We start from the raw sequence: 26,966 nt of genomic DNA on the forward strand, positions 1-26,966 counted from the left end.
ACCGAGTTCCCCGGTGTTATCGGTATCCGGGCCGGTCCGTTACGTCACTGCAATCGGACCGGCCCACCGGTCACAGCGGGGCCGCGGGCACGCATCGGCTCAGGGCAGATCGAGATACTCCTCGAGCACCGGCCCGATGACCGCAAGGACCTCCGGCTCGATCATCTGGTTGTGCTCGCACTCGAGCTTCACTTCCCGGATTCGTCCGCTCACCCACTGCGCCCACTCCTCGGGTGAGTGCTCCGCAGGTGACGACGCCGCCGTGAAGAACAGCAGATCCCCGTCGAACTGCTGCGGACGGAACCCGTTCATCAGTCTCGACGAGTTCGTGAACCCGAGGCTGATGCGCTCGAGGTGTTGTGGGGTGATCCCCGTCTTCTGCCCGAACGCCTCGTCGAGCAGTTCGACGGCGCGCTCGTAGGTGAGATCTCCGTCCTCGCCCTCGGACTCCAGGTCGAGCCCCAGACCGTGCAGCAACTCGGACACGGTGAGGCTGTCCGGGGTGGCGTCGGCGTCACCGAGCACGTAACTGTCCATCAGGGCGAGGGTGGCGACGGATTCGCCCTCCCGCCGCAACTCCACCGCGATGGCCTGCGCGATGATGCCGCCGAGGGACCACCCGAGCAGGTGGTACGGCCCGGAACCTTGGATGCTCCGCATTTCGCGCACGTAATGGTGGGCCAACTCCTCGATCGAGTCGAAGGTCGGTCCCCCACTGATGCTCGGCAACTGCAGGCCGTAGACGGGACGGTCCTGCGACAGGTGTTGCAGCAACCCGGCGTAACCCCACGAGAGCCCGATCCCGGGATGGATGCAGAACAGTGGCGGTGTCTCCCCCGTCGGTCGCAGCGGAATCACCACACGCAGCGCCTCGTCGACGGCCGACTCGCCGCCGCCGTCCGTCTCGATCCGGCGCGCCAGTCCCGCCGGTGTCGGATCGAGGAACATCGACTGCAGCGGGATCCGCCGGCCGAGGCGTTCCTGGAGAACGGTGATGACGCGGGTGGCGACGATCGAGTTGCCGCCGAGGTCGAAGAAGCTGTCCGCCGTCCCGACCCGATCGACTCCGAGTACCTCCGCGAACGCCTCCACGACGACGCGTTCGGTTTCGGTGTCGGGTGCGCGGAATGCGGCCGCGGTGGTGCCGAACTCCGGCGCCGGCAACGCCTTGCGGTCGAGCTTGCCCACCGGGGTCATCGGCACCTGATCGAGCACCACCACGGCCGAGGGAACCATATGGGCGGGCAGTCGCTCGGCCGCGTAGGTGCGCAGTTCCGCGGGATCGAGGTCGTGGCCGTCGACGGCACGCACGTAGGCCGCGAGCAGGGTATCTCCGGACGGCCCGGTGTGCCCGATCGTGGCCGCGAAGGCCACCGCCGGATGGCGGGCGAGAATCGCGTCGATCTCACCGAGTTCGATGCGGAAGCCCCGCACCTTCACCTGGAAGTCGGTGCGCCCGATGTACTCGACAGTGTGATCCCCGCGCCACCGCACCACGTCACCGGTCCGGTACATGCGCCGTCCGGGCTCGCCGAACGGGCAGGCCAGGAACCGTTCCGAGGTGAGGGCCGCGCGCTTGTGGTACCCCCGCGCCAATCCGGGCCCGGCGATGTACAGCTCACCGGGGACGCCCGCCGGAACGGGTTGAAGCCGCTCGTCCAGTACCAGGTACTCGAAGCCGATGGCGGGAGCACCGATGTTCACCACCCCACCGGGTCGCATCGGGGCGCTGACACTGGCCTGGATGCTCGTTTCCGTCGGACCGTACCCGTTGTGCATGCGGCGGTGGCGGCCCCAGACCTCGACCAACTCGGGCGGGCACGCCTCGCCGGCCACGGCCAGCATCCGCAGCGTGTCGAGGTCGCGATCCTCCATCGAGGACAGCGCGGTCGGGGTGATGAACGCGTGAGTCACCTGTTCCCTGCGCAGCAGTTCCGCGAGTTCGTCGCCGCCGAAGATGGTCGGGGGGATGATCAGCAGCCGAGCCGAGGCGCCGAACGCCATCATCAGCTCGAACACCGAGGCGTCGAAGCTCGGCGACGCCAGGTGCGACACCGTCGAGTCGAGGGTGACCAGGAAACGCTCGTGCTCTTCCGCGGTGAGGTTGGCAATGCCCCGATGGGTGACGATGACGCCCTTGGGCTTGCCCGTCGAACCCGAGGTGTAGATCAGGTACGCGGGATGCCCGAGGTGGAGGGGCCGCGTCCGGTCGGCGTCGGTGATCGGCTCGGAGGACACCACTGCCACCTGCTCCGCGAATTCCTCGTCGTCGAGCACCAGCCACGGGACGGATTCCGGCAGATTGTCCCGACGCTCGGCAACGGTGATACCGACCGATGCCCGGCAGTCGGTGAGCATGTATTCGATGCGATCACGGGGATACGTCGGATCGACGGGCACGAACGCCGCGCCGGACTTGGCCACCGACCAGATCGACACCACCTCTTCGATGGAGCGCGGCATGCCCAGTGCGACGAACGTTTCCGGGCCCACACCGTGAGCCCTCAGGACCCGGGCCAGTCGGTTGGACCATTCGTCGAGTTCGCGGTAGCTGACGTGACGGTCCTCGAAGGTGAGGGCTGTCGCCTCGGGGGCGACGGCCGCCGCGGCGGCGAGGATGTCGGGCCACAGCTCGGGTCGGACCTCCGGCTTGCCGCGGGCGGGTGCCAACTCCTCCTGCTCCGCCTCGTCGAGGATGGGCAGGGTGCTGATGGACTGCTCCGGGTCGGCGGTGGCGGCAGCGAGGACGCGGACGAACCGGTCGGCGATCCTGCGGGCGGTTTCCTCGTCGAAGAGCGACACCGCGAAGTCGAGGCCACCGCTGATCCCGGCGGGTGCACCGGTCGAATCGAACTGCTCGGCGAGGATGACCTCGAGGTCTTCCTTGACCACCCTCGTCTCGAGATCCACGCCCTCGACCCGCAGGTCCGGCAGCTCGAGCGACGCGCGCTCATTGTTCTGGAACTCGAGAGCCACCTGGAACAGCGGTGAGTAGGACGTGGACCTCCTCGGGTTCAACTCCTCCACCAACCGTTCGAATGGCAGGTCCGAGTGCGCGAACGCGGCGAGATCGCTTTCGCGGATCTGACGGACCAGCTCGGTGAACGTCGTCGCGGGATCGATGCGACTCCGCAGGACAAGCGTGTTGACGAACATGCCGACCATGTCGTCGAGAGCGGTTTCCCCGCGGCCGGCGACCGGTGTCCCGATGACGACGTCATCGGTGCTGCCCAGGCGAGCCAGGAGTACCACGAGGGCGGCATGGACCGCCATGAACATGGTGACGTTGTTCTCCCGGGCGAGCGCTGTCAACCGCCGGTGCAGGTCGGCGTCGATTGCGAACTCCACCCGATCGCCTTCGACACTCTGCTGAATCGGGCGTGGCCGGTCGGTCGGCAACTGGATGACGTCCGGCAGTCCGGCGAGAGTCTGCGACCAGAAGCGGAGCTGACGGTTGATCAGCGACGCCGGGTCGTCCTCCGACCCGAGCACGGCGTGCTGCCACAGGGTGTAGTCGGCGTACTGCACCTGCAGCGGCGCCCAGTGCGGACCGTCTCCGTCGAGCCGCGCGCCGTACGCGACCATGACGTCCCTCGCCAACGGGGCGAGGGAGAACCCGTCCGCACAGATGTGATGAACCACGATCGTGAGGACGTGATGGTCGGGCTCGGTCCGGAAGAGGGCGGCGCGCACGGGTAGGTCGGTGCTGACGTCGAATCCGCGGGACACCAGGTCCCGCATGCGCGCCGGGAGCTCCTCCGCGGTCACCGTGGCGGTCGTGAATTCCGGCCGGACCAGTTCCGCCGGAAGTATCCGCTGGGTCGGTTCGTTGCCGACGGTCGGGAACACCGTGCGCAGCGTCTCGTGCCGCTCGAGCACGTCCGACATGGCCAGCCGCAGCGCCTTTTCGTCGAGCCGTCCGGTGAGCCGCACCGCGAGCGGAATGTTGTAGGCGGGCGACGACGGATCGAACTGGTTGAGGAACCACATCCGCTTCTGCGCCAGGGACAGCGGAATCAGCTCGGGTCGCTCGGCCGGGGCGAGCGGTGGGCGGGCACCCCCGCCGGGAACGGAACCCTCGCCGATTCGCTCGGCGAGCGATCGCACGTCGGGCGCTTCGAACAGTGCCCGAACTCCGATGTCGGTGTCGAGCGCATCACGGAGCCGGGCGGTGACGCGGGTCGCGACGAGGGAGTTGCCACCGAGGTCGAAGAAGTTGTCGTCGACGCCGATCCGCTCGAGTCCGAGGACGTCGGCGAAGATGTCCGCGATCGTCCGCTCGAGATCGGTGGACGGCGCGCGGAACTCCTTGGTGTGGACGTTGAGCTCCGGCGCCGGCAGCGCCGAACGATCCAGTTTGCCCACCGGTGTCAGCGGGATCTCGTCGAGGAACATGATGCTCGACGGCACCATGTGCGCGGGAAGCCGTGTGGACAGGTGCGCCGTCAACGCGGCCGGGTCGACCCCGCCTTCCGTCAGAGGCAGCAGGTAGGTGACCAGAACGGTGTCCCCGGACGGCCCCGGCACGCCGAGCGTGGCCGAGAAACTGACGCCCGGGAAGGTGGCGATCTCGGCGTCGATCTCGCCGAGTTCGATGCGGAAGCCGCGGATCTTGACCTGGAAGTCGCTGCGCCCCACGTACTCGACCGAGTGGTCGGCACGCCAGCGGACGATGTCGCCGGTGCGGTACATCCGCTCCCCCGGCTCACCGTACGGGTTGGCGAGGAAGCGATGGCTACTGAGCGCGGGCCGCTGGTGGTAGCCCCGCGCCAGGCCGGCGCCGGTGATGTACAGCTCGCCGGGCACACCCACCGCGACGGGCTGGAGCCGGGCGTCGAGGACCAGCTCCTCGACACCGCGGATGGGTCCGCCGATCGTGATCGGCTCGCCCACCGCCAACGGGTCGCTGATGTTGGCCATCACGGTGGTCTCCGTGGGGCCGTACCCGTTGAACAGGTTGTGGCCGGGGGCCCACCGCGTCACCAGTTCCGGCGGGCATGCTTCCCCACCGACGGTCACGTGCTGGAACTCGTCGAGATCCGTGGGATCGACCGTGGCCAGAGCAGCCGTGGTCACGAAGGCGTGCGTGACGTGTTCGGCACGGATCAGTTCGGCCAGCTCGGCACCGCCGTAGACGGTCGGTGGGGCGATCACCATGGTTGCGCCGACGCCGAAGGCCTGCAGGTACTCGAAGATCGACCCGTCGAAGCTCGGAGTGGAGAAGTGCAGCGTGCGCGAGGTCTGGGTGGCCCCGAATCGCTGACGCTGATCCTCGGCGAAGTTGTCGAGTCCCTCGTGCGTGACCACGACGCCCTTCGGTTTACCCGTCGAACCCGACGTGTACACGATGTAGGCAGCGTTGTCGAGACTGATCGGCGACTTCCGATCCGAATCTGCCACGGGCAGAGCCGGTTTCGCCTGGCACGCCTTCTCGAACTTCGGGGAGTCGAGCAGCAGCCACGGCACCGTGTCGGGGAGGTCCTCCTCGTAGGCCGTCGTGGTGAGGCCGATGGTGGCACCGGAATCGGTGAGCATGTGCTCGATGCGGTCGATCGGGTAGTTGGGGTCGACCGGGACGAAGGCTGCGCCCGTCTTGGCCACCGCCCAGACAGCGAGAACGGACTCGATGGACCGGGGAATTCCCAGCGCCACGAACGCCTCCGGGCCCGCGCCGCGCGCGATCAGAACCCGCGCCAACTGGTTCGAACGCTCGTTCAGTTCGCGGTAGGACACGTTCCGGCCCTCGAAGGTGAGCGCCGTGCGGTTCGGATCGAGCGCGGCAGCGTCCTCGAAGATCTGCGGGAGGGTCCGGACCGAGAAACCGGGGCGCCCCCGCACCGGAGCGAACTCGGCGAGTTCGGACTCGGTGAGCAACTGCATGTGCGCCAGGGGGATCTCGGGCCGATCGGCGATGGCGGCGAGTACTCGCTGCAGGCGATCCGCGATCTCGTCGATCGCGCGCTCCTCGAACACCTCCGGCAGGTACTCGAATTTCAGGTTCAGTCGCTCGTCACCGGACGCAACCACGGCAAGCGGATAGTGCGCCGAGTCCTTGCCCCCGATTCCGGTGACGAACATGCCCGCGATATCGGTGTGCTCGGTCAGCCCGTCTTTGTCCACCGGATACGACTCGAACACGGTCAGCGTGTCGAAGCCCGCCCCGAGCCCGGCCACCGACTGGATGTCGGTGAGCCCCACGTAATGGTGATCGAGCAGTGCCGCCTGCTCGCTCTGGACGCGGGTGAGCAGCTCTCCCAACGGTTCCCGGGGGTTCAGCGCCACCCGGACCGGCAGGGTGTTGATGAACAGACCCACCATCGATTCGATGCCGGGGATCTCCGGCGGCCGGCCCGACACGGTTCCGCCGAACACCACATCGGTGCGTCCGATCAGTCCACCGAGCACGATGCCCCACGCCGTCTGCACGACCGTGTTGAGGGTCAGTCCGCGCTCACGGCTCAGCTCACGCAGGCGGGTGGTCTGTTCCTCCGACAGGGTGAAGGCGGTTTCCTCGGCCATCGCCGAATGCGCTTCGGCCCGGTCCATCGGCGCGAGCAGCGTCGGTTCGTCCACTCCGTCGAGAGCGGCGCGCCACGCCGCGAGTGACTCGGTGATGTCGTGACGTCGCATCCACGACAGGTAGTCGCGGTACGAGTGCACCCGGGGCAGCAGGCTGCCGTCGGCGTCGGTGGCGTACAGGGTGAGCAGGTCACGGATGACCAGTGGCGTCGACCAGCCGTCGAGCAGGATGTGGTGATTGGTCAGGACCAGCCGGTAGTCCTGTTCCGTGAGCCGGATCAGCGCGAGCCGCAGCAGCGGTGCCTGCGACATGTCGAACTTGACCGCCCGGTCTCGCTCCAGGATCCGGTCGTATTCCCGCTCGGTCTCGGCCGGTTCCAGATCCGAGAGGTCGAACTCGGACCACGGCAGGACGACACCGTTCTGGATGATCTGGGCGGAGGCCCCCGCGCTGTCGTGGACGAACGCGGCCCGCAGGTTGGGATGCCGATCGAGCAGTGCCTGGCCGGCGCGGCGGATCCGGTCGGCATCGACCTGACCGCGCAGTTCGAGGGTCAGCTGCACCATGTAGGGGTCCACGGCGGCGTCGGAGAACTGCGCGTGGAACAGCAGCCCCGACTGCAGAGGTGACAGCGACCAGATGTCCGCGAGTGCCGGGAAGCGGTCCTCGAGCCGGTCGATCGCGGTCTGGTCGAGGCTGACGAGATCGAGATCGGACGGCGTCACACCGCCCGAACCGGGCCGCGACACATGGACAGTCAACGCGGTGAGTGCCTGTACCCAGAGTTCGGCGAGTTCGCGTACCTCCGCCTCGGTCAGGACACCGGCCGGGAACGCCCATGTCGCGCGCAACCGGTTTCCGTCGGCGGCGGCGTCGGTGACGGCGTTGATGTCGAGCACCGAGGCGACCGGGATGTCGGAGGCGGGAACGTCGTCGAGCTTGGTGTCGCTGACCGGGACCCACGGATGTCCGTGGGTATCGGTCGACGTTGCCCCGCCCAGCCGTCCGAGGTAGTTGAACGTGACCTGAGGTTGGCGCAGCGCGCGCAGTTCTTCTGCAGTGTCCGGGTTCAGATACCGCAGCATGCCGTAGCCGATGCCGTGGTCGGGGATGGCGAGCAGTTGCTCCTTGATCGCCTTGATCACCGAGCCGGCGGCCCGGCCGCCGTCGAAGGCCTCGTCGAGGTCGATGCCCGACAGGTCCAGGCGAACCGGGAACATCGCGGTGAACCAGCCGACGGTGCGGCCGAGGTCCGCGCCCGGCAGCACCTGGTCTTCACGACCGTGGCCTTCGAGATTGACCAGTGACTGGGCGCAGCTTTCACCGTGGGTGCGCCGCGCCGACCGGGCACGCCACCGCGCCAGTGCCAGCGCCAGTCCCGCGAGCAGTCCGTCGTTGACTCCGCCGTGATAGGCCTCGGGCACCTTCGTGAGAAGTGCGTCGGTCACGTCGGTGGGCACTTCGACGGTCAGCTTCTCCACGGTGCCCGCCACGTCGACGTCCGGGTCGAGTGGCCGTGACCCGATCAGCGGGTCGTCACCGCTGAGCACCTCGCGCCACAGGTCGAGTTCCCCTGCGCGGTCCACGGCAGCGCCGGCGAGACCGTGGGACCACCGGCGCATCGACGTACCGACCGGCTCGAGGACCGGTTCCTGGCCCGCGGAGAGCTGCGCCCACACGGTGGCCAGGTCGGGGACGAGGATCCGCCACGACACCCCGTCGACCACGAGGTGATGAGCGACCACCAGCAACCGGCCGCCACCGTCACCGGCGTCGAACCACACCAGCTGCAACATGACACCGGCCACCGGGTCCAGTCGTCCCGCGGCCTCGTCGAGTTCGCGGGTGGCGATCTCGGCGAAGGTGGAACCGGTCACCGCGGGCACCTCGACGCGGTGGAGGAACTCGCGGACGTCGACGGACCCGGGCCCGCACACCTCGATACGCCACCGTGGTGCGGGCCCGGCCAGCTGGGCACGCAGCATGTCGTGGTGATCGACGACCACCTGGATCGTGCGCTCGAGCATCGTGCGGTCGGTTGCCGGGGGCAGGGCGAGCAGCGCCGTCTGGGTGTAGCGGCGGAAGTCGCCGCCGCGTTCGAGCAGCCACGACGTGATGGGGGTGATCGGCATGTCGCCCACACCGCCACCTGGCAACTCCTCGAGGACGACCACGTCGGCAGCCCCGGCCCAGGACGCCACCTCGGCGAGGGTGGCCACCGTCTTGGCCTCGAACACGTCCCTCGGGGTGAGCACCACACCCGCAGCCTTGGCGCGGGCCACCAACTGGATCGACATGATGCTGTCACCGCCGAGCGCGAAGAACGAATCCTCCACACCCACCGACTCCAGTCCGAGAACCTCGGCGAACAGCGTGGCCAGCACCGTTTCCATTTCGGTGGTGGGTGCCCGGCTCGCGGACACCCGGGCGCCGAAGTCCGGTTCGGGCAGCGCGCGGCGGTCGAGCTTGCCGTTGCCGGTGAGCGGCAGGGCGTCGAGGACGACGAGGGTCGCGGGAACCATGTAGGACGTGAGCTGGGTGCCGAGGAATTCCAGCGCCGAGGACACCTCCACGGTGGACCCGGACTCGGGCACCACATATCCGATCAGCCGGTTGCCCCCGTGGCCGTCGTCGCGGGTCAGGACGACGGCCTGCGCGATCCCGCGGTAGCGGAGCAACGCCGACTCGATCTCACCGAGTTCGATGCGGAAACCGCGGATCTTGACCTGGAAGTCACTGCGGCCCAAATACTCGAGTTGACCGCCGGCGTTCCAGCGCGCCAGGTCGCCGGTCCGGTACATCCGTGTGCCGGACCCGAGCGGGTCGGCGACGAACCGGGTGGAGCTGAGCGCCGCACGGCCGAGGTAGCCCCGGGTGACCTGCTCGCCGGACACATACATTTCGCCGATGGTGCCCGGCGGTACGGGATGCAGGCGCCGGTCGAGCACGTGCACACGCAGCCCGGCGATGGCGCGTCCGATCACACTGGCCGAGGCGGACTCGGCGAACGCACGGTCGAGCCGCAGGTAGCTGACGTGGACCGTGGTCTCGGTGATGCCGTACATGTTGACCAGGGTCGGCGCGGAGTCGTCGTGCCGGGCATACCAGCGTCCCAGCTGACCGAGGTCGAGGGCCTCGCCGCCGAAGATCACGTACCGCAACGCCAGTGCCGCTGCGGTCACGTCGATCTCCGAGACGATCCGGTCGGTCTCGGCCAGTTGGTAGAACGCGGTCGGCGTCTGGTTGAGCACCGTCACCTGCTCGTTGCGGAGCAGTTCGTGGAACATTTCCGGTGACCGGGCGGTGTAGTAGTCGACGACCACCAGTCGTCCGCCGTAGAGCAGCGGTCCCCACAACTCCCACACGGAGAAGTCGAAGGCATACGAGTGGAACATCGTCCAGACGTCGTTCTCGTCGAATCCGTACAGCGGCTGGGTGTTCGCGAAGAGGGTGAGCACGTTGCGGTGCGAGACGACCACACCCTTCGGGCGGCCCGTCGACCCGGAGGTGTAGATCACGTAGGCCACCGACGACGCATCGAGGGGATTGACCCGATCGTCGTCCGTGATCGCCGCCGGGGACAGCCGGCCGAGATCGGCGTCGGTCTCGATGTCGTCGAGGAGGATGACGGGCGTCCCGGATTCCGGAAGCGCCGAGGCGTCGCCGACGGTGGTGATCACACAGTTCGGTGCGGCGTCCTCGAAGACGAACGCCAGCCGGTCTGCGGGATAGGTGATGTCGACCGGAAGATATCCACCGCCCGACTTGATCACCGCGAGCAACGCGACGATCAGATCGCAGGTACGTGGAAGTGCTACCGCGACCAGGGTTTCCGGGCCGACTCCACGCGAGATGAGCAGCCTCGCCAACCGGTTCGAGCGGTCGTCGAGCTCACGGTACGTGTACGCCACGTCTTCGGAGGTGACCGCGGTGGCCTGGGGGAACCGGGCGACGGTCTGCGCGAAGCGGTCCGCCAGTGTGTCGTGACCGGCATCGACGCCGACGGTGTTCCACTCGGTCGCCATCGCGGCCCGTTCGGCGGCGTCGGTGAGTTCGATGTCACCGACGGGGGCGTGCGGATCGGCGGTCACCGCACCGAGGACCCGCAGGAACCGGTCGGCGATGGTGCGCACTGTTCCGGCCTCGAACAGGTCGGTGGCGTAGACGAACGCCGCGGTGATTCCGGCTGCGGTCCCCTCCTCGTCGAAGCGTTCCTCGACGCTGAGCTGCAGGTCGAACTTGGCCACCTTGAGATCGAAATCGACTGCTGTAGCGGTCAATTCCGGAAGCTCGAGTCGCGGGGTCTCGTTGTTGCGGAATTCGAGCAGCACCTGGAACAGCGGGGAATGCGCGGTGGACCGTTCCGGTGCCAGCACGTCGACCAACCGCTCGAACGGCACGTCCGAATGGTGGAATGCCGCGAGGTCGGTGGCCCGCACCTGATCGATCAGTTCGCCGAAGCCCCCGGCGGGGTCGACGGCGGCCCGAAGGACGAGGGTGTTGACGAACATGCCGACCATCTCGTCGAGTGCCGCCTCACCGCGACCGGCGATCGGTGTCCCCACCGCGATGTCCTCGGTGGACGACAACGCCGACAACAACACGGACAGGGCCGCGTGCACGGCCATGAACATGGTCGAGTTGTGTTTGCGCGCCAGCGCGGACAGCGAGCGGTGCAGCTCGGCCGGAATCGTGAAGTCGACCTGGGCGCCGCGGAACGACTGCTGAACCGGCCGGGCGCGGTCTGTGGGCAGCTGCAGGATCTCGGGCAGGTCCGCGAGCTGCTCTGTCCAGTACCGCAGTTGCTGGGAGATGAGGGACCCGGAATCACTTTCGCTGCCGAGTTGTTCGAGCTGCCACAGCGTGTAGTCGGCGTACTGCACCGACAGGGGGCTCCACTGCGGTGCGCTACCCGCGATGCGGGCCGCGTAGGCCGCCATCACGTCCCTGGCGAGCGGAGTGAGTGAGAAGCCGTCGGCACAGATGTGGTGCACCACGATGACGAGCACGTGCTCGTCCGGCGCGAGAGCGAACAGTGCCGAACGAATCGGCACGTCGGCGGTCACGTCGAACCCTGCCGTCGCGAGCGCGGCGATGTGCTCGTGGAGTTCGCTGTCCGCCACGTCGGCAATCTCGAGATTCGGTGTCCACTGTCCGGGCGAGAGCACCACCTGCGTCGGTTCCCCATCGTGGGAGGGGAACACGGTGCGCAGCGATTCGTGCCGGACGAAGACGTCGGTGACGGCCGCGCGCAGCGACTCCACGTCCAGCCGTCCGGTCAGCCGAACGGCGAGCGGAATGTTGTACGCGGCGGACGAGGTGTCGAACTGGTTGAGGAACCACATGCGCTTCTGCGCGAGCGACACCGGCACGTGCTCCGGTCGCTGCCTCGGCTCGAGCGGAACCCTGGCGTGGTCGCCGTCCCCGGCGGGGGCGAACGCGGTCGATTCGATCATGCGGGCGAGGGCGTGGATCGTCGGCGCCTCGAACAGGGTCCGCACTCCGATCTGGGTGTCCAACTCGGCGGTGAGCCGGGCGGCCACGCGGGTGGCGATGAGCGAGTTACCACCGATGTCGAAGAAGTTGTCGTCGATGCCGACCCGCTCGAGCCCGAGGACGGTGGTGATCACGTCGGCGATGGTGTGCTCGAGCACCGTCGACGGCGGGCGGAACTCGTCCGTCGTCGGCAGGAATTGTGGTTCCGGTAGAGCCGCCCGGTCGAGCTTGCCCACCGGGGTCAACGGGATCTCGTCGAGAATCATGATGCTCGACGGAACCATGTGGGCGGGCAGCAGTTCCGCCGCCCACTGCTTCAGCTCCGGCGGCTCGAGCGTTGTGTCGGCCTCGGGCAGCACATACGACACGAGTGCGGTGTCGCCCGTCGGCCCCGGGCGCCCGAGAGTGACGGCGAACGCCACCGAGGGATGCCCGGCGAGGGCACTGTCGATGTCACCGAGTTCGATGCGGAAACCACGAACCTTGACCTGGAAGTCGCTGCGGCCGAGGTATTCCGCTGTCCGATCCGGACGCCAGCGCGCGAGGTCACCGGTACGGTACATGCGCTCGCCCGGCTCACCGAACGGATTCGCGACGAACCGTTCGCTGGTGAGACCCGCCCGCGCATGGTAGCCGCGGGCAAGTCCTTCACCGCTGATGTACAGCTCCCCGGCGACACCGACGGGGACCGGCTGCAGCCAGGCGTCGAGAATGACTTCCGCGGTGCCGCGGATCGGTCCGCCGATCGTCACCGGCTCGCCGGCCTCCAGGGGATCACTGAGGTTGGCGACGATGGTGGACTCGGTGGGGCCGTAGGCGTTGAACATCTTTCGGCCCGGCGCCCAACGCGTTACCAGCTCCGGCGGGACGGCCTCGCCACCGACCACCACGGTACGGAAGCCGTCGAGGCCTTCCGGGTCCACCGACGCCAGCGCCGCCGGGGTGATGAATCCGTGGGTGATGCCCTCAGATCGGATCAATTCGGTCAGTTCGTCACCGCCGTAGACGGATGTCGGCACGATCACCATCGTCGCGCCGACCGCGAACGTCATCAGATAGTCGAGGACCGACGCGTCGAAGCTCGGGGACGAGAAGTGCATCGTCCTCGACGTGGAGTCGGTCCCGTACCGGGCGCGCTGTTCTTCGGCGAAGTTGTCGAGGCCACGGTGGCTGACGATGACCCCCTTGGGGGTGCCGGTGGAACCCGAGGTGTAAATCATGTACGCCGGGTGCGCGAATCGCAGTGGCACGACACGGTCGTCGTCGGTGACCGGATCGGACGACATTTCGGCTGCGGCAGTGACCATTTCGGGGTCGTCGAGCATCAGCCACGTGGTCGTGGCGGCCGGCAACCGGCCGCGGTCGGCACTCACGCACACACCGAACCTGCAGCCCGAATCGCCGAGCATGTGTTCGACTCGCTCACGCGGGTAGCTCGGATCGACCGGCACGAACGCTGCACCCGTCTTGGCGATCGCCCACACTGCGACGATGGATTCGAGGGAGCGCGAAATCCCCAGGGCGACGAAATCTTCCGGTCCGACACCGCGGCGGAGGAGCAGTCGCGCGAAGCGGTTGGACCGTTCGTCGAGTTCCCGGTAGGTCAACCGGCGGTGTGAGGCCACGACCGCGGTGGCGTCGCCGGCCGCCGCGGCGGTCTCCGCGAACATCGCGGGCAGTGTCCGCACGGAACGGCCCGGCAGTCCCCGGACAGGAACCAGCGCGGTCTCCTCGGCCTCGGTGAGCAGCCGCAACTGTGCCAACCGCAGATTCGGCCGCTCGGCGAGTGCCATCAGGGCCCGGACCACTCGGTCACCGATGCGGGCGACGGCGTCACCGTCGAACAAGGTGGGAACGTACTCGAGTTTCAGTTGCAGGCGTTCGTGCGCGGAGGCGATCACCGCCAGCGGATAGTGCGCGGCATTGGCGCGGTCGTGCACGTCGAGAACGTTCATGCCGGCGATGTCGGTGCTCTCGGTGAGGCCCGCCCGGTCCACCGGATACGATTCGAACACCGTCAGGGTGTCGAAAACGGCGCCGTCGCCGCCCACGCCCTGAATGTCGGTGAGCCCCAGATAGTGGTGATCGAGCAGCGCCGCCTGCTCGCTCTGGATGCGCTCGAGCAACTCCCCCAGCGTCTCCGACGGGTCGAGCACGACGCGAACCGGCAGCGTGTTGATGAACAAGCCGATCATCGACTCGATTCCGGGGATCTGCGGGGGCCGGCCCGACACGGTGCCACCGAAGACGACATCGGTGCGATCGGTCAAGCTGCCCAACACAATTCCCCATGCCGTGCGAATCAGGGTGCTCAGCGTGATGCCCCGCTCCCGGGCGAGCGCGCTGAGGAGTTCGGTGTCGTCGTCGTCGAGTTCGACGATCAGTTCACTCGATTCGTCGGTGCTCTGGGCGGCCGCGTCAGCCGGTGCGAGCAGGGTGGGTCCTTCCAGACCGTCAAGGGCGCGCGCCCACACGCCGAGCGACTCCTCGGTGCTGCGATGCGACATCCAGGCGAGGTAGTCACGGTAGGGGTTCACCCGGGGCAGTGCGGCGGTGTCGCCCGCGGTGGCGTACAGCGTCAGCAGGTCGCGAATCAGCAACGGCATGGACCAGCCGTCGAGGAGGATGTGGTGGTTGGTGACCATCAAATGTTGTTCGTCCCCGCCCACCTGCATGAGCGTGAACCGGATGAGCGGCGGGGTGGACATGTCGAAGCCACGTCGCCGGTCGGCGTCGGCGATGCGGTCCATCTCGGCTGCACGAGCGTCGGCGTCGAGGCCGGACAGGTCGATCTCCGTCCACGGCAGCTCCACCTGCCGGGAAATCGCCTGGATCGGGGTGCCGCCTTCGTCGTAGACGAACGATGCCCGCAGATTCGCGTGCCGGTCGAGCAGGGCCTGCCCCGCCAACCGCAGCCGCGCCGAATCCGCACCGCGAAGCTCGATGGTCATCTGCACGGTGTACGAATCGATCGACTCCTCGGCCAGGAGTGCGTGGAACAGCAGACCGGACTGCAACGGCGACAGCGACCAGATGTCGGACAGCGCCGGGAAGCGGTCCTCGACGCGGTCGATCGTGTCCTGGTCGAGGGACACCAGGTCCAGGTCCGACGGGGTGATTCCGCCGGCGTCGGGGCGGGACGCGTAGGTGGTGAGCGCGGTCAGCGCCTGCACCCACAGTTCCGCGAGTTCCCGCACCTCGGTCACGTCGAGCACACCCGCCGCGTAGGCCCACGTCGCTCGCAGCTGCGGACGGTCCTCGACCTCGGTGGTGACTGCGTTGATGTCGATGGCGGAGGTGACGGGTGTGTCGAGGTCCTGGGCGCGGTCCATGTCGACTTCACCGGTCGGCGCCCACCCGGCGCGGGTCGCGGCCTCGGAGAGGTCGGCGGCGAACCGGCCCAGGTAGTTGAAGCTGATCTGAGGCAGCGAGCGATCCGCGAGCACGGGTGCGGTGTCGGGGTTCAGGTACCGCAGCATGCCGTAACCCATGCCGTGGTCGGGGATGGCGAGCAGTTGCTCCTTGATCGCCTTGATCGCCGAGCCGGCGGCCCGGCCACCATCGAAAGCCTCCTCGAGGTCGATGCCCGAGAGGTCCAGTCGCACCGGGAACATCGCCGTGAACCAGCCGACGGTGCGGCCGAGGTCGGCACCGGGGACCACCTGGTCTTCTCGCCCGTGGCCTTCGAGGCTGACGAGCGTCCCGTCGACGGGCCGCCCATGGGCACCGGTGACGAGCCGCGACCTGCGCCACTGTGTGACGGCCATCGCGAGGGCGGTGAGCAGCCCGTCGTTGACGCTGCCGTGGATCGCGTCCGGCACGGCCGTGAGAATCGCCTCGCTGACCTCGGCCGGCAGCTCGACGGTGATCCTGCCTACGGTGGCGTTCACATCGATGTTCGGATCGAGTGGTCGGCTACCGATCAGCGGGTCCTCGCAGTCGAGGATCCGCTGCCAGAGGTCGAGTTCGACGGCCCGCTCACCCGCCTGATCTACCAGTCCGTGCGCCCAGCGCCGCATCGACGTGCCGACCGGCTCGAGGATCGGCTCCTGACCCGCCGAGACCTGCGCCCACGCCGTCGCGAGATCGGGCACCAGAATCCGCCACGACACCCCGTCGACCACCAGGTGGTGTGCGACCACGAGCAACCGGCCGCCGGCGTCACCGGCATCCAACCAGACCACCTGCAGCATCGAACCCGACGCCGGGTCGAGACGGTCCAGTGCCGCATCGAGTTCCGCTATGACGGCGCCGGCGAACTCGGAGGTGCCGGGAGCTGCGGACACGGGCACCCGACGCAGAATGTTGCGCGCGGCCACCGAGCCGACCGGGCACGCCTCGAGATGCGACTCGTCGGGCCCGACGATCAGCTGCGCCCGCAACATGTCGTGCCGGTCGAGGACAGCCTGGAAAGTCTCGATCAACGGTTCGATCGCACGCAGATTCGGGGGCGCGGTCAGCAACATCGACTGCGACATGCGGTTGAACTCGCCACCGCGCTCGAGGAGCCACGCCGTGATGGGGGTGGTCGGCATGGCACCGACGCCGCCACCGGGCAGCTCTTCGAGCACCACCACGTCGGAGTCGCCCACCCACGACGCCACCGCCGCCAGCCCGGCCACCGTCTTGGCCTCGAACACGTCCCGCGGGGTGAGCACCACACCCGCCGACTTGGCGCGGGCCACCAATTGGATCGACATGATGCTGTCGCCGCCGAGTGCGAAGAAGGAATCGTCCACGCCCACCGACTCCAGTCCGAGGACTTCGGCGAACAGGTCGGCCAGCACCGATTCCATCTCCGAGACCGGTGCGCGCCCCGACGACACGCGGGCGCCGAAGTCCGGCTCAGGCAGTGCCCGCCGATCCAGCTTGCCCGCCGGGGTCAGCGGCAGCGCGTCGAGAACGATCAACGCGGACGGCACCATGTAGGGCGCAAGGAAGCTGCCGACGAAGGTGAGGACGGCCTCCGGCTCGAGCTCGGCGCCGTTGGTCGGCACGACGTAGCCGACGAGCCTGTTCACCCCGGTGCTGCCCTTGTGCGCCGACACCACCGAATGGGCCACGCCCGGGTAGCGGGCGAGGGCCGTCTCGATCTCGCCGAGCTCGATGCGGAAGCCGCGGATCTTCACCTGGAAGTCGCTGCGGCCCAGGTACTCCAGTTGTCCGTCGCGGTTCCACCGCGCCAGGTCACCGGTCCGGTACATCCGGGCACCCAGTCCGCCGTACGGGTTGGCGACGAACCGCTCGGCCGTCGTGCCGGCCCGGTTCCGGTAGCCCCGCGCGAGTCCCGAGCCGGTGACGTACAACTCGCCGGTCACCCCGTTCGGCACCGGGTGCAGCCGCGAATCGAGCACCATTTCGCCCGTACCCAGCGGCGGCCTGCCGATGGTGACGGGTTCGCCGGGCACCATCGGACCGGTCACGCTCGACACCACAGTCGCTTCGGTAGGCCCGTAAGCGTTGAACATCCGCCTTCCTGCGGTGACCCACTGCGCCACCAGCTCCGGCGGGCACACGTCACCACCGGTCACGACACATTCGAGGTGATCGAGACCCACGGGTTCCACCGACGCCATCGCAGCAGGGGTGATGAACGCGTGGGTGACCCGGCCCTCACGAAGCACATCGGCGAGTTCGGTACCGCCGATGACAATCGAGGGTGCAATGACCATCGTCGCTCCGGATCCGACGGCGAGCAGCAGCTCGAGGATCGAGGCGTCGAAGCTCGGAGAGGAGAAGTGCAGGGTGCGCGAGGTCGCGGTAATGCCGAATCGGGTGCGTTCGTCCGTCGCGAAATTCGCCAGGCCCCGGTGGGTGACGGCGACGCCCTTGGGCATGCCGGTCGATCCTGACGTGTAGATCAGATACGCGGTGTTCTCCAAGGCGACGGGCAGCGGGCGGTCGGCATCGATGACGGCGGCAGACGACTGTTCGGCCAGGTCGTCACCGAGCTCGGGTGCGTCCACGACCAGGTAGTCGACGCATTCGGGTAGATCCGACCGGAACTCGGTCACCGTCAGGGCCAGCTGTGCACCGGAGTCGGTCAGCATGTGCACGATCCGGTCGGTCGGGTAATCCGGGTCCACCGGCACGAACGCGGCGCCGGTCTTTGCCACAGCCCACAGGGACAGAACCGATTCGACGGACCGGCCCATCGCCAGCGCCACCACCGATTCGGGGCCCACGCCGCGCCCGATCAGTAGCCGGGCCAGCCGGTTCGATCGCTGATCGAGATCCCGGTACGACACCTCCCGACCCTGGTAGATCAGTGCGGCCGCCTCTGGATCCGTCGCTGCAGCCGCCGCGAGCAGTTCGGGAAGTGTGCGCAGCTCGGTGTCGGGTGCGTCCATCACCGGGGTGAGCGCGGCGCGCTCGGAGGCCACCATCAGCTCGATGTCCCCGACGGCGCGCTCCGGATCCGCCGTGGCGGCGTCGAAGATCCTTTGCAGGTAATCGGCGAAACCGGCGATCGTCGACGCGTCGAACAGACTCGCCGCGTACGTGAAAGCGGCCGAGATGCCGGCCGGCTCCCCCGACACCCCGAATTCCTCCGTGAGGGTCAGCTGGAGATCGAAATTGGAGATGTCGGTGGCGAGGTCGAGCCCGGTGACGGTCAGCCCGGGCAGCTCGAGACGTGGCCGCTCGTTGTTGCGGAACTCGAGTACCACCTGGAACAGCGGTGAATGCGACGTGGCGCGTTCCGGCGAGATGGCGTCCACCAGCCGCTCGAACGGGAGGTCCGAGTGATGGAAGGCGCTGAGGTCGGTGTCGCGGACCTTGGCCAGGAGTTCGGAGAAGGAGCAACCCGGCTTCACCGGGGTGCGTAGCACGAGGGTGTTGACGAACATGCCCACCATGTCGTCGAGGGCAGCGTCACCGCGACCGGCGATCGGCGTTCCCACCGCGACGTCATCGGTGTCACCGAGCCGGGCGAGCAGGACGGCGAGGGCCGCGTGCACTGCCATGAAGACACTCGAATTGTGTTCTCGCGCTGTAGTGATCAACCGGCTGTGCACCTGGGGGTCGATGCTGAACGAGTGAACACCACCGCGGAAGGACTGCTGGGTCGGCCGTGGACGGTCCGTGGGCAGCGCCAGCAACTCCGGGAGTCCGGCGAGGGTTCGGGTCCAGTAGTCGAGCTGGGCGGCGAGCAGACTGTCCGGATCGTCGGCGCTGCCGAGCACCCGGTGCTGCCAGAGCGCGAAGTCGGCGTACTGCACGGTCAGTGGCGCCCAGTCGGGTGCCTGGCCACCGGTGCGGGCGGCATACGCGGTCATCACGTCCCGGGCGAGGGGCGCCATCGAGAAGCCGTCCGCGCTGATGTGATGCACGACGATGACCAGCACGTGGTCCTCGGGTGCGGTGCAGAACAGGGCCGCGCGCACCGGCACCGCGACCGTCACATCGAATCCGGCGCCGGCCAGACGCGCAATGTGTTGCGGCAGGTCGTCTTCCGATGTTCCGACGGGGGTGAGATCCGGCACCACGTCCTCGGTGTCGAGGACGACCTGGACGGGCTCGCCGTCGACCATCGGGAAGCGGGTGCGCAGCGACTCGTGCCGTTCCAGGACGTCGGCGACGGCGTCCTGCATGGCGTCGTCGTCGAGGTCACCGGTCAGTCGCACCGCGAGAGCGATGTTGTAGGCGGGCGAATCGATGTCGAACTGGTTGATGAACCACATGCGCTTCTGCGCCAGCGACACCGGCACCCGCTCCGGCCGATCGCCGGCGACCAGCGGTGGACGCTCGGCGTTGTGGACGGCCTCGGACTCGATCCGCGTGGCCAGGGTCGCGACGCTCGGGGCGTCGAAGATTTCCCGGACACCGATGCGGCTGCCCAGTGCCGCATTGACCCGCGCCACCAACCGTGTGGCCACCAGGGAGTTGCCGCCGAGGTCGAAGAAGCTGTCGTACACACCGATCCGCGGTGCTCCGAGCAGGTCCGCGAAAATCGAGGCGAGGATCTCCTCGATCGGATTGCGCGGAGTCACGAATTCGGTTGACGGACTCAGGAATTCCGGCTCGGGTAAGGCACCGCGATCCAACTTGCCGGTGGCGCCGAGGGGGAACCGGTCGAGCACCATGATGCGGGTGGGCACCATGTACGCAGGCAGCGACTCGGCCGCGGTGTCGCGAATGTCGGCGGTGTCGATCTCCACGCCGGCCACCGGGATCACGTAGCCGACCAGGCTCTCCCCCGTTGCCTCGCTGCGATGCACGGTCACCACGGCCTGCGCCACCGACGGATGCGCCAGCAGCGCGGCCTCCACCTCGCCGAGCTCGATCCGCTGGCCGCGCAGTTTCACCTGGAAGTCGCGCCGGCCGATGTACTCGACGTTGCCGTCGGCACGCCACCGGACGATGTCGCCGGTGCGGTACATGCGCTGACCGGGCTCGCCGAACGGGTTGGCCACGAAGCGGTCGGAGGTGAGGTCGGGACGCCCGACATATCCGCGGGCCAATTGGACACCGGCCAGGTACAGCTCACCGTGTACGCCGACCGGCACCGGATGCAGGCGGGCGTCGAGGACGTAGAGCTGGGTGTTCCACACCGGGGCACCGATCGGCACCGACACCCGGTCGGCCTCGGTGCATTCCCAGTAGGTGACGTCGACGGCGGCTTCCGTCGGGCCGTACAGGTTGTGCAGCGCCGCCGATCCGAAGTCCCGGAAGGCGTCGGCCGTGGCAGGCGGGAGTGCCTCACCGCTGCAGAACACCTGGCGCAGCGAACCGCACAGGTCGAGCTCGGCGCCGGCGGTGAACACGGCGAGCATCGACGGCACGAAGTGCATGGTCGTGACCTGATGGTCGGCGATCACGTGTGACAGATACGTGGGGTCGCGGTGACCGTCCGGCGCCGCGAGCACCAGCCGGGCCCCGACCTCGAGCGGCCAGAACAGTTCCCACACCGACACGTCGAACGTGACGGGTGTCTTCTGCAGCACCACGTCCGTGTGGTCCAGGTGATAGGTGTCCTGCATCCACAGCAACCGATTCGCGATGGCCCGGTGGCTGACTGCAACGCCCTTGGGCCTACCGGTGGAACCGGAGGTGTAGATCACGTAGGCCGTCGAATCGGGATGGATGACTCCGCCCCGCTCGGCGTCGGTGATCGGTGTGCTCGCCCGGGCCGCCAGGTTGAGGGTGTCGATCTCGATCGCGGAGTTCCCGGCTTCGCTCATCAGCCCTTCGGAGCGATCACGGGACGAGGTGAGGACACACGTCGGGGCGGCATTGTCGAGAACGTAGGCGATACGCGAGGCCGGATGGTCGGGATCGAGGGGAACGTAGGCGGCCCCCGTCTTCTCGACCGCATAGATGGCGATCATCAACTCGAGCGAACGCCGCAACGACACGGCCACCCGGGATTCCGGCCCGACGCCGCGGGCGAGGAGTTCGCGGGCGAGCCGGTTGGCGCGAGCATCGAACTCCGCGTACAGCAATTCGTCTTCACCGAACACCACTGCCACCGCGTCCGGCGTGCGCCGCACCTGGGCCTCGAAGAGGCTGACCAGGGTGGCCGAGGACGGTACGACGGTGGTGGTGTCGTTCCACTCCTGCAGGATCCGGCGGTTCTCGTCGGGCCCGCTCAACTCGATGTCGCCGACCTTCGCCTCGGCGTGGGTAGTGACGGTGTCGAGCAGCGTGACGAACCGTTCCGCGAGGGCGTCCATCGTGGATGGCTCGAACAGCTCTGCGGCGTAGGAGAATTGGGCGTCGATCGGGCCGGGAGCGCCGGAACTCTCGATGTGCTCGGTGAGGATCACCTGTAGGTCGAATTTGGCGGCACCGGTCTCGAGCCCCTGGACTTCCACCTCGAGCCCGGAAAGCTCGAGCCGGGTGTCCGCGAAGCCCTGGAGCACGAGCATCACCTGGAACAGCGGCGAATGGGCTTCGGAGCGTGTCGGTTTCAGCTCGTCGACCAGCAGCTCGTACGGCAGGTCGGTATTACTGAAGGCCGCGAGGTCGGCGGCCCGGGTACGGGTGAGGATCTCGGGGAAGCTGCTCTCCGGATCGACCTCGGTGCGCAGAACCACGGTGTTGACGAACATGCCGACGACGTCGTCGAGTTGCCGCTCGCCGCGACCCGACACCGGGGAGCCGATGGATACATCGGACGATCCGCTCGACCGGGACAGCAGCACCGCGAGGGCGGTGTGCACCACCATGAACAGGCTGGCGTCGTGGGCGCCGGCGATGTCGAGCAGCGCGGCGTGCAGACGTGCCGGGATGGTGAAATCCGTCGTGCCGCCAACCATCGACTGCCGTGCCGGGCGCGGCCGGTCGGTGGGCAGGTCCAGCACCTCCGGTGCGCCGTCGAGGGTGCGGGCCCAGAACGACAGCTGCCGGGACAGCACGCTGATGGGATCGTCGGCGGAACCGAGCAGCTCCCGCTGCCACACGGAGAAATCGGCGTACTGCACCTCGAGCGGCGCCCACTGCGGAACCTCACCGGCGGCGCGGGCGTGGTAGGCCACCATGACGTCCCGCGTCAGCGGCGTCATCGACAGTCCGTCGGCCGCGATGTGGTGGACCACGAAGACCAGCGCATGATCCTCGGTCGCCGTCCGGTACAGCTTGGCGCGGATCGGCGGCTGCACGGTCACATCGAACCCGGTCGCCGCCTCCGCGAGCAGATGGATGTCGAGCTCGTCGGGAGCTACCTCGACCGCGTCGAGGTCCGGACTGACGTCCGCAACCGGCAGCACCACCTGCAACGGCCCGTTCGGGGTATTGGGGAAGACGGTCCGCAGCGACTCGTGCCGTTCGAGGACGTCACGCACCGCGGCGCGCAACGCCTCCACGTCGAGGGTGCCGCGCAACCGGATGGCCACCGGAATGTTGTAGGCCGGGGACGCGGTGTCGAGCTGGTTGATGAACCACATCCGCTGCTGCGCCAGCGACACCGGCACCGGGCCGGCGGTGGTGCGCGGCGCCAGCGGCGGGCGTGCCGACGTGCGGGGCCCGAGGGCGTCGATGCGGGCACTGAGCAGCGCCACGCTCGGCGCCTCGAACAGGTCCAGCACCCCGATGTCCGTGCCGAGCGCCGTGTTGACCCGGGAGACCACCCGGGTGGCGACCAGTGAATCACCGCCCAGGTCGAAGAAGCTGTCGTCGACGCCGACACGTTCGACGCCCAGCAGGTCCGCGAACACCTCCGCGACCCGCATCTCCGTGTGAGTTCCCGGCGCCCGGTACACCGTGGAGGTGGCCTCGAAGTGCGGTTCCGGCAGCGCCTTCCGGTCGAGCTTGCCGGCCGGGGTCAGCGGGACCTCGGCGAGCACCATGATGCGTGCGGGCACCATGTGCGCCGGCAGCACGGCCGCCGCGTGTTCGAGGACGTTCTCGATGACGAGTTCGGCGCCGACCTCGGGCAGCACATACGTCACCAGCACCGTGTCTCCGGAGGGTGCGGTGCGCCCGACCGTGGTCGCGAATGCGACGGCGGGATGCGAGCGTACGACGGCGTCTATCTCACCGAGTTCGATGCGGAATCCGCGGATCTTCACCTGGAAGTCGGTGCGGCCCAGGTATTCCAGCTCGCCGCGCAGGTTCCACCGCGCCAGGTCGCCGGTGCGGTACATCCGCTGTCCCGGGGCCCCGTGCGGGTCGGCGACAAATCGTTCGGCCGTCGGGATCGGCCGGTTGTGGTACCCCCGTGCCACACCGTCACCGGTGATGTACAACTCGCCCGGCACCCCCTTGGGGACGGGGTGCAGGCGTGCGTCGAGCACCAGTAGGTCGACACCGCGCGACGGCCGGCCAATGGTGACAGGCTCCCCCACGACCAGCGGTCCGGCGACACTGGCCACCACCGTCGCCTCGGTCGGCCCGTACGCGTTGAACATCACCCGGCCCGGCGCCCACTGCTCCACCAGGGCGGGAGGACAACTCTCGCCGCCGGTGACGACACACCGGATCGAGTCGAGACCGTCGGGGTCGACCGACGCCAGCGCCGCCGGGGTGACGAAGGCATGCGTCACCTGCTCCCGCCGGAGCAGGTCCGCGAGTTCGCTGCCGCCGTACACCGTGGAGGGGGCCACCACCATGGTCGCCCCACCACCGACCGCGAGGAGAAGTTCGAGAATGGAGGCGTCGAAACTCGGCGACGAGAAGTGCAGGGTGCGGGACTCCGGCGTGACACCGAACCGTGCGCGTTGGTCGGCAGCAAAGTTGGCCAGCCCGACATGGGTGACGACGACACCCTTGGGGATGCCGGTGGAACCGGAGGTGTAGATGAGATAGGCCGGGTCGGATAACCGCAGCGGCCGGAGACGGTCCGCGTCGGTGACGGCGCCGGGCGACTGGGCGGCCAGTGCCTGCCCGAACACGGGGTCGTCCATCATCAGCCACGGTGCGGTCTGCGGTAGGGCGTCGCGATGTGCGGTGACGGTGAGTCCGACGAGGGCGCCGGAATCGGTCAGCATGTGCTCGATGCGGTCGGGCGGATAGTGCGGATCGACCGGCACGAAGGCGGCGCCGGACTTCGCGACCGCCCAGGTGGCCAGCACCGATTCGATCGATCGCGCAATCGCCAGCGCCACGACCGTGCCGGGCCCCGCACCGCGGCGGATCAGCATCCGCGCGAGGCGGTCGGACTGCTCGTCGAGTTCCGGATAGGTCAGGGTGCGGCCTTCGAAGACCAGCGCCGCACCGTCGCCTCCCGTCTCCACCGCGTGCCGCAGCAACGCAGGCAGGGTTCGCGGCTCCACGGGGGCGTCCCCGCGAACGGGACTCAACTCCGCGTATTCGGCGGGCTCGAGCAGGGCGACGTCCCCGATCGGCGCCGCCGGGTCGGTCGTCACCGCCCGCAAGATGCGCACGAAACGCCCCGCCAGCGCCTCGGCGCTGCTGCGATCCCACACGTCCGTTGCGCACAACACCCGGCCGTCGATGCCGCCCGATTCCGATTCGGTAAGTGAGAAGACGAGATCGAGACCCAGCGGCCGGTGTTCGCGCTCGATGGGATCGATGCGCACGTCCCCAGCTGTGTCGTGCGGGTGACCGCCGTCGGTGAACTCGAGCATCACCTGGAACAGCGGTGCGTGTGACGGGTCCGGGTCGGTGACGAGCCGGGCAACCAGGTCGTCGAACGGCAACGCCGCATGCGCGAAGGCAGCGCGGTCGGCGTCCCGGATCCGCGCGAGGTGATCGGAGAAGGACGACGCTCCGTCCACCTGCGAGCGGAGGACGGCCTTGTTGAAGAACGTGCCGCTCTCCGGGTCGTCGGAGTCGATCGGATCCCGCCCGACGATCGGCGTCCCGATCACGACGTCGTCGGTATCCCCGAGTCGTCCCAGAAGTATCGCGAGTGCCGCATGCACGGCGACGAAGGGTCCGGTGCCGGCGTCGCGTGCCAGTTCGTGCACCCGCCGCTGCACCTCGGCATCGACGTCGAAGTCGACCACCTCGCCGGCACCGTCCCGCTCCGCCGGTCGCGGCCGATCGAGCGGAAGTGCGGTCACCTCGGGCAGCGCGGCCAACTCGCGCGACCAGAACTCGAACTGGGACTGCCGTTCCAGAACCCGCGCCGCCAACCGGGCACTCTCGGCGTGGATGGCAGCCGTCCGAGTCTGCGGATCAGCGGTGATGAACTCCTCGATCAACTCGGCGAACCTGCGATGATGCGCCCGCAGTTCCTCGGGCCCGTACCGGTTGGGGTTGGCGCGGAAGTCGAGGAGGGTCTCCCCATCACCGCCCTGATAAATGTTGACCAGCAAATCGTCCACCGGACCCGAGGTGACGATGTGATACTCCCCCACCACCGAGCCCAGGGTGAACGTCTGGTGGAACAGCATCACGTTGACCATCGGACCTGCCAAACCCTCGGCGGTCCCGGACAATCCCGCGTCGCGGCGGATGTCCTCGAGGCTGCACCGCTGATGGCGCAGTGCACCCATCAGTTCCAACTGCACACGCTGCACGAGCTCCGCCACAGTGTCCTCGGGACGAACGGTGATACGCAGCGGCGCGACGTTGACGAGCATCCCGCCGGACCGCTGGAGGGGGGCCGTGGTGCGGGCCGACACCGGCAGGTTGATCAGGACGTCCCGTCGACCCGTCATCCGCGACAGATAGCAGGCGAACCCGGCGACCATCACGGCCGCCGAAGTCGCACCCACCCGCTGATCCGAGACGTCGAGGAAGTCGAGGGCCGCCTCGGACAGCGTGGCGCTCTCGAGCCGGCTCTGCGCCGCGGCCGGTGCGTCGTGGGTTGCCAGGGTGCTGCCGTGCTCGATGCCGACGATTCGCTCGGCCCAGTACTTGCGGTCGTTCTCGAACCTGCTGGAGGAGCGGTACTTCTGATCGAGGTCGTAGAGTTCGCGCAGATCGAGCGCCCGATTCGGTTCGGGCTCGGTGCCCTCGACGAGGGATGTGTAGAGTGCCGCAACACGATTGGCCATGGTCATGCCGCTGTAGCCGTCGAGCGCGACGTGGTGAATCCTCGTGTACCACAAGTAGTGCTGTTCGCCGATCTGCAGCACCGTCATCTCGACGAGCCGATCGCGGGTCAGGCGCAGCGGAGTCGCGCAGTCCTCATCCATCCACGCCTTCGCGGTGGCCATCGGGTCGGCCTCACCGCGGAAGTCGCGGAACCCGATCGACGGGTCGATGGTGGGATCCACCATCTGATACGGCTCCCCGTCGACATCGAGCAACCGCAGGAACGGCGACTGGAATTCGTGGGCGGCGCGAACGGCGGCCTCACTCAGCAGGTCCAGGTCGATGTGGCCCCGCAGTTCGACGTACTGGGCGATGAACTTGGGAACCGTGGGGCTCAGCTGTTGCGCGAACCACATGCTCCTCTGCACCGAGGACAGTGGGAACGCCCCGTCGGGCACGTTCCCCTCGGCGGCGCGCTCGTTCGGCTGCGGCGAAGTCAAACTCGTCATCTCGTTCCCCCAGCAGGTATCAAAACTGTGGATGCGCAGACCCAGCGCGTGGGACG

The 26,966-nt window shown here is 68.2% G+C and carries 1 protein-coding gene; it reads right to left on the minus strand.

The window, feature by feature from the left end:
• Positions 1–99: 99 nt before the first annotated feature.
• Entirely contained in the window at positions 100–26,910 is a 26,811-nt protein-coding gene (locus ACH49N_RS32080) for a non-ribosomal peptide synthase/polyketide synthase (protein ID WP_358276671.1), read from the minus strand.
• Positions 26,911–26,966: the final 56 nt, after the last annotated feature.

The sequence above is a fragment of the Rhodococcus sp. NPDC019647 genome, from assembly GCF_044389235.1.
Taxonomy (GTDB): Bacteria; Actinomycetota; Actinomycetes; order Mycobacteriales; family Mycobacteriaceae; genus Rhodococcus_F; species Rhodococcus_F oxybenzonivorans.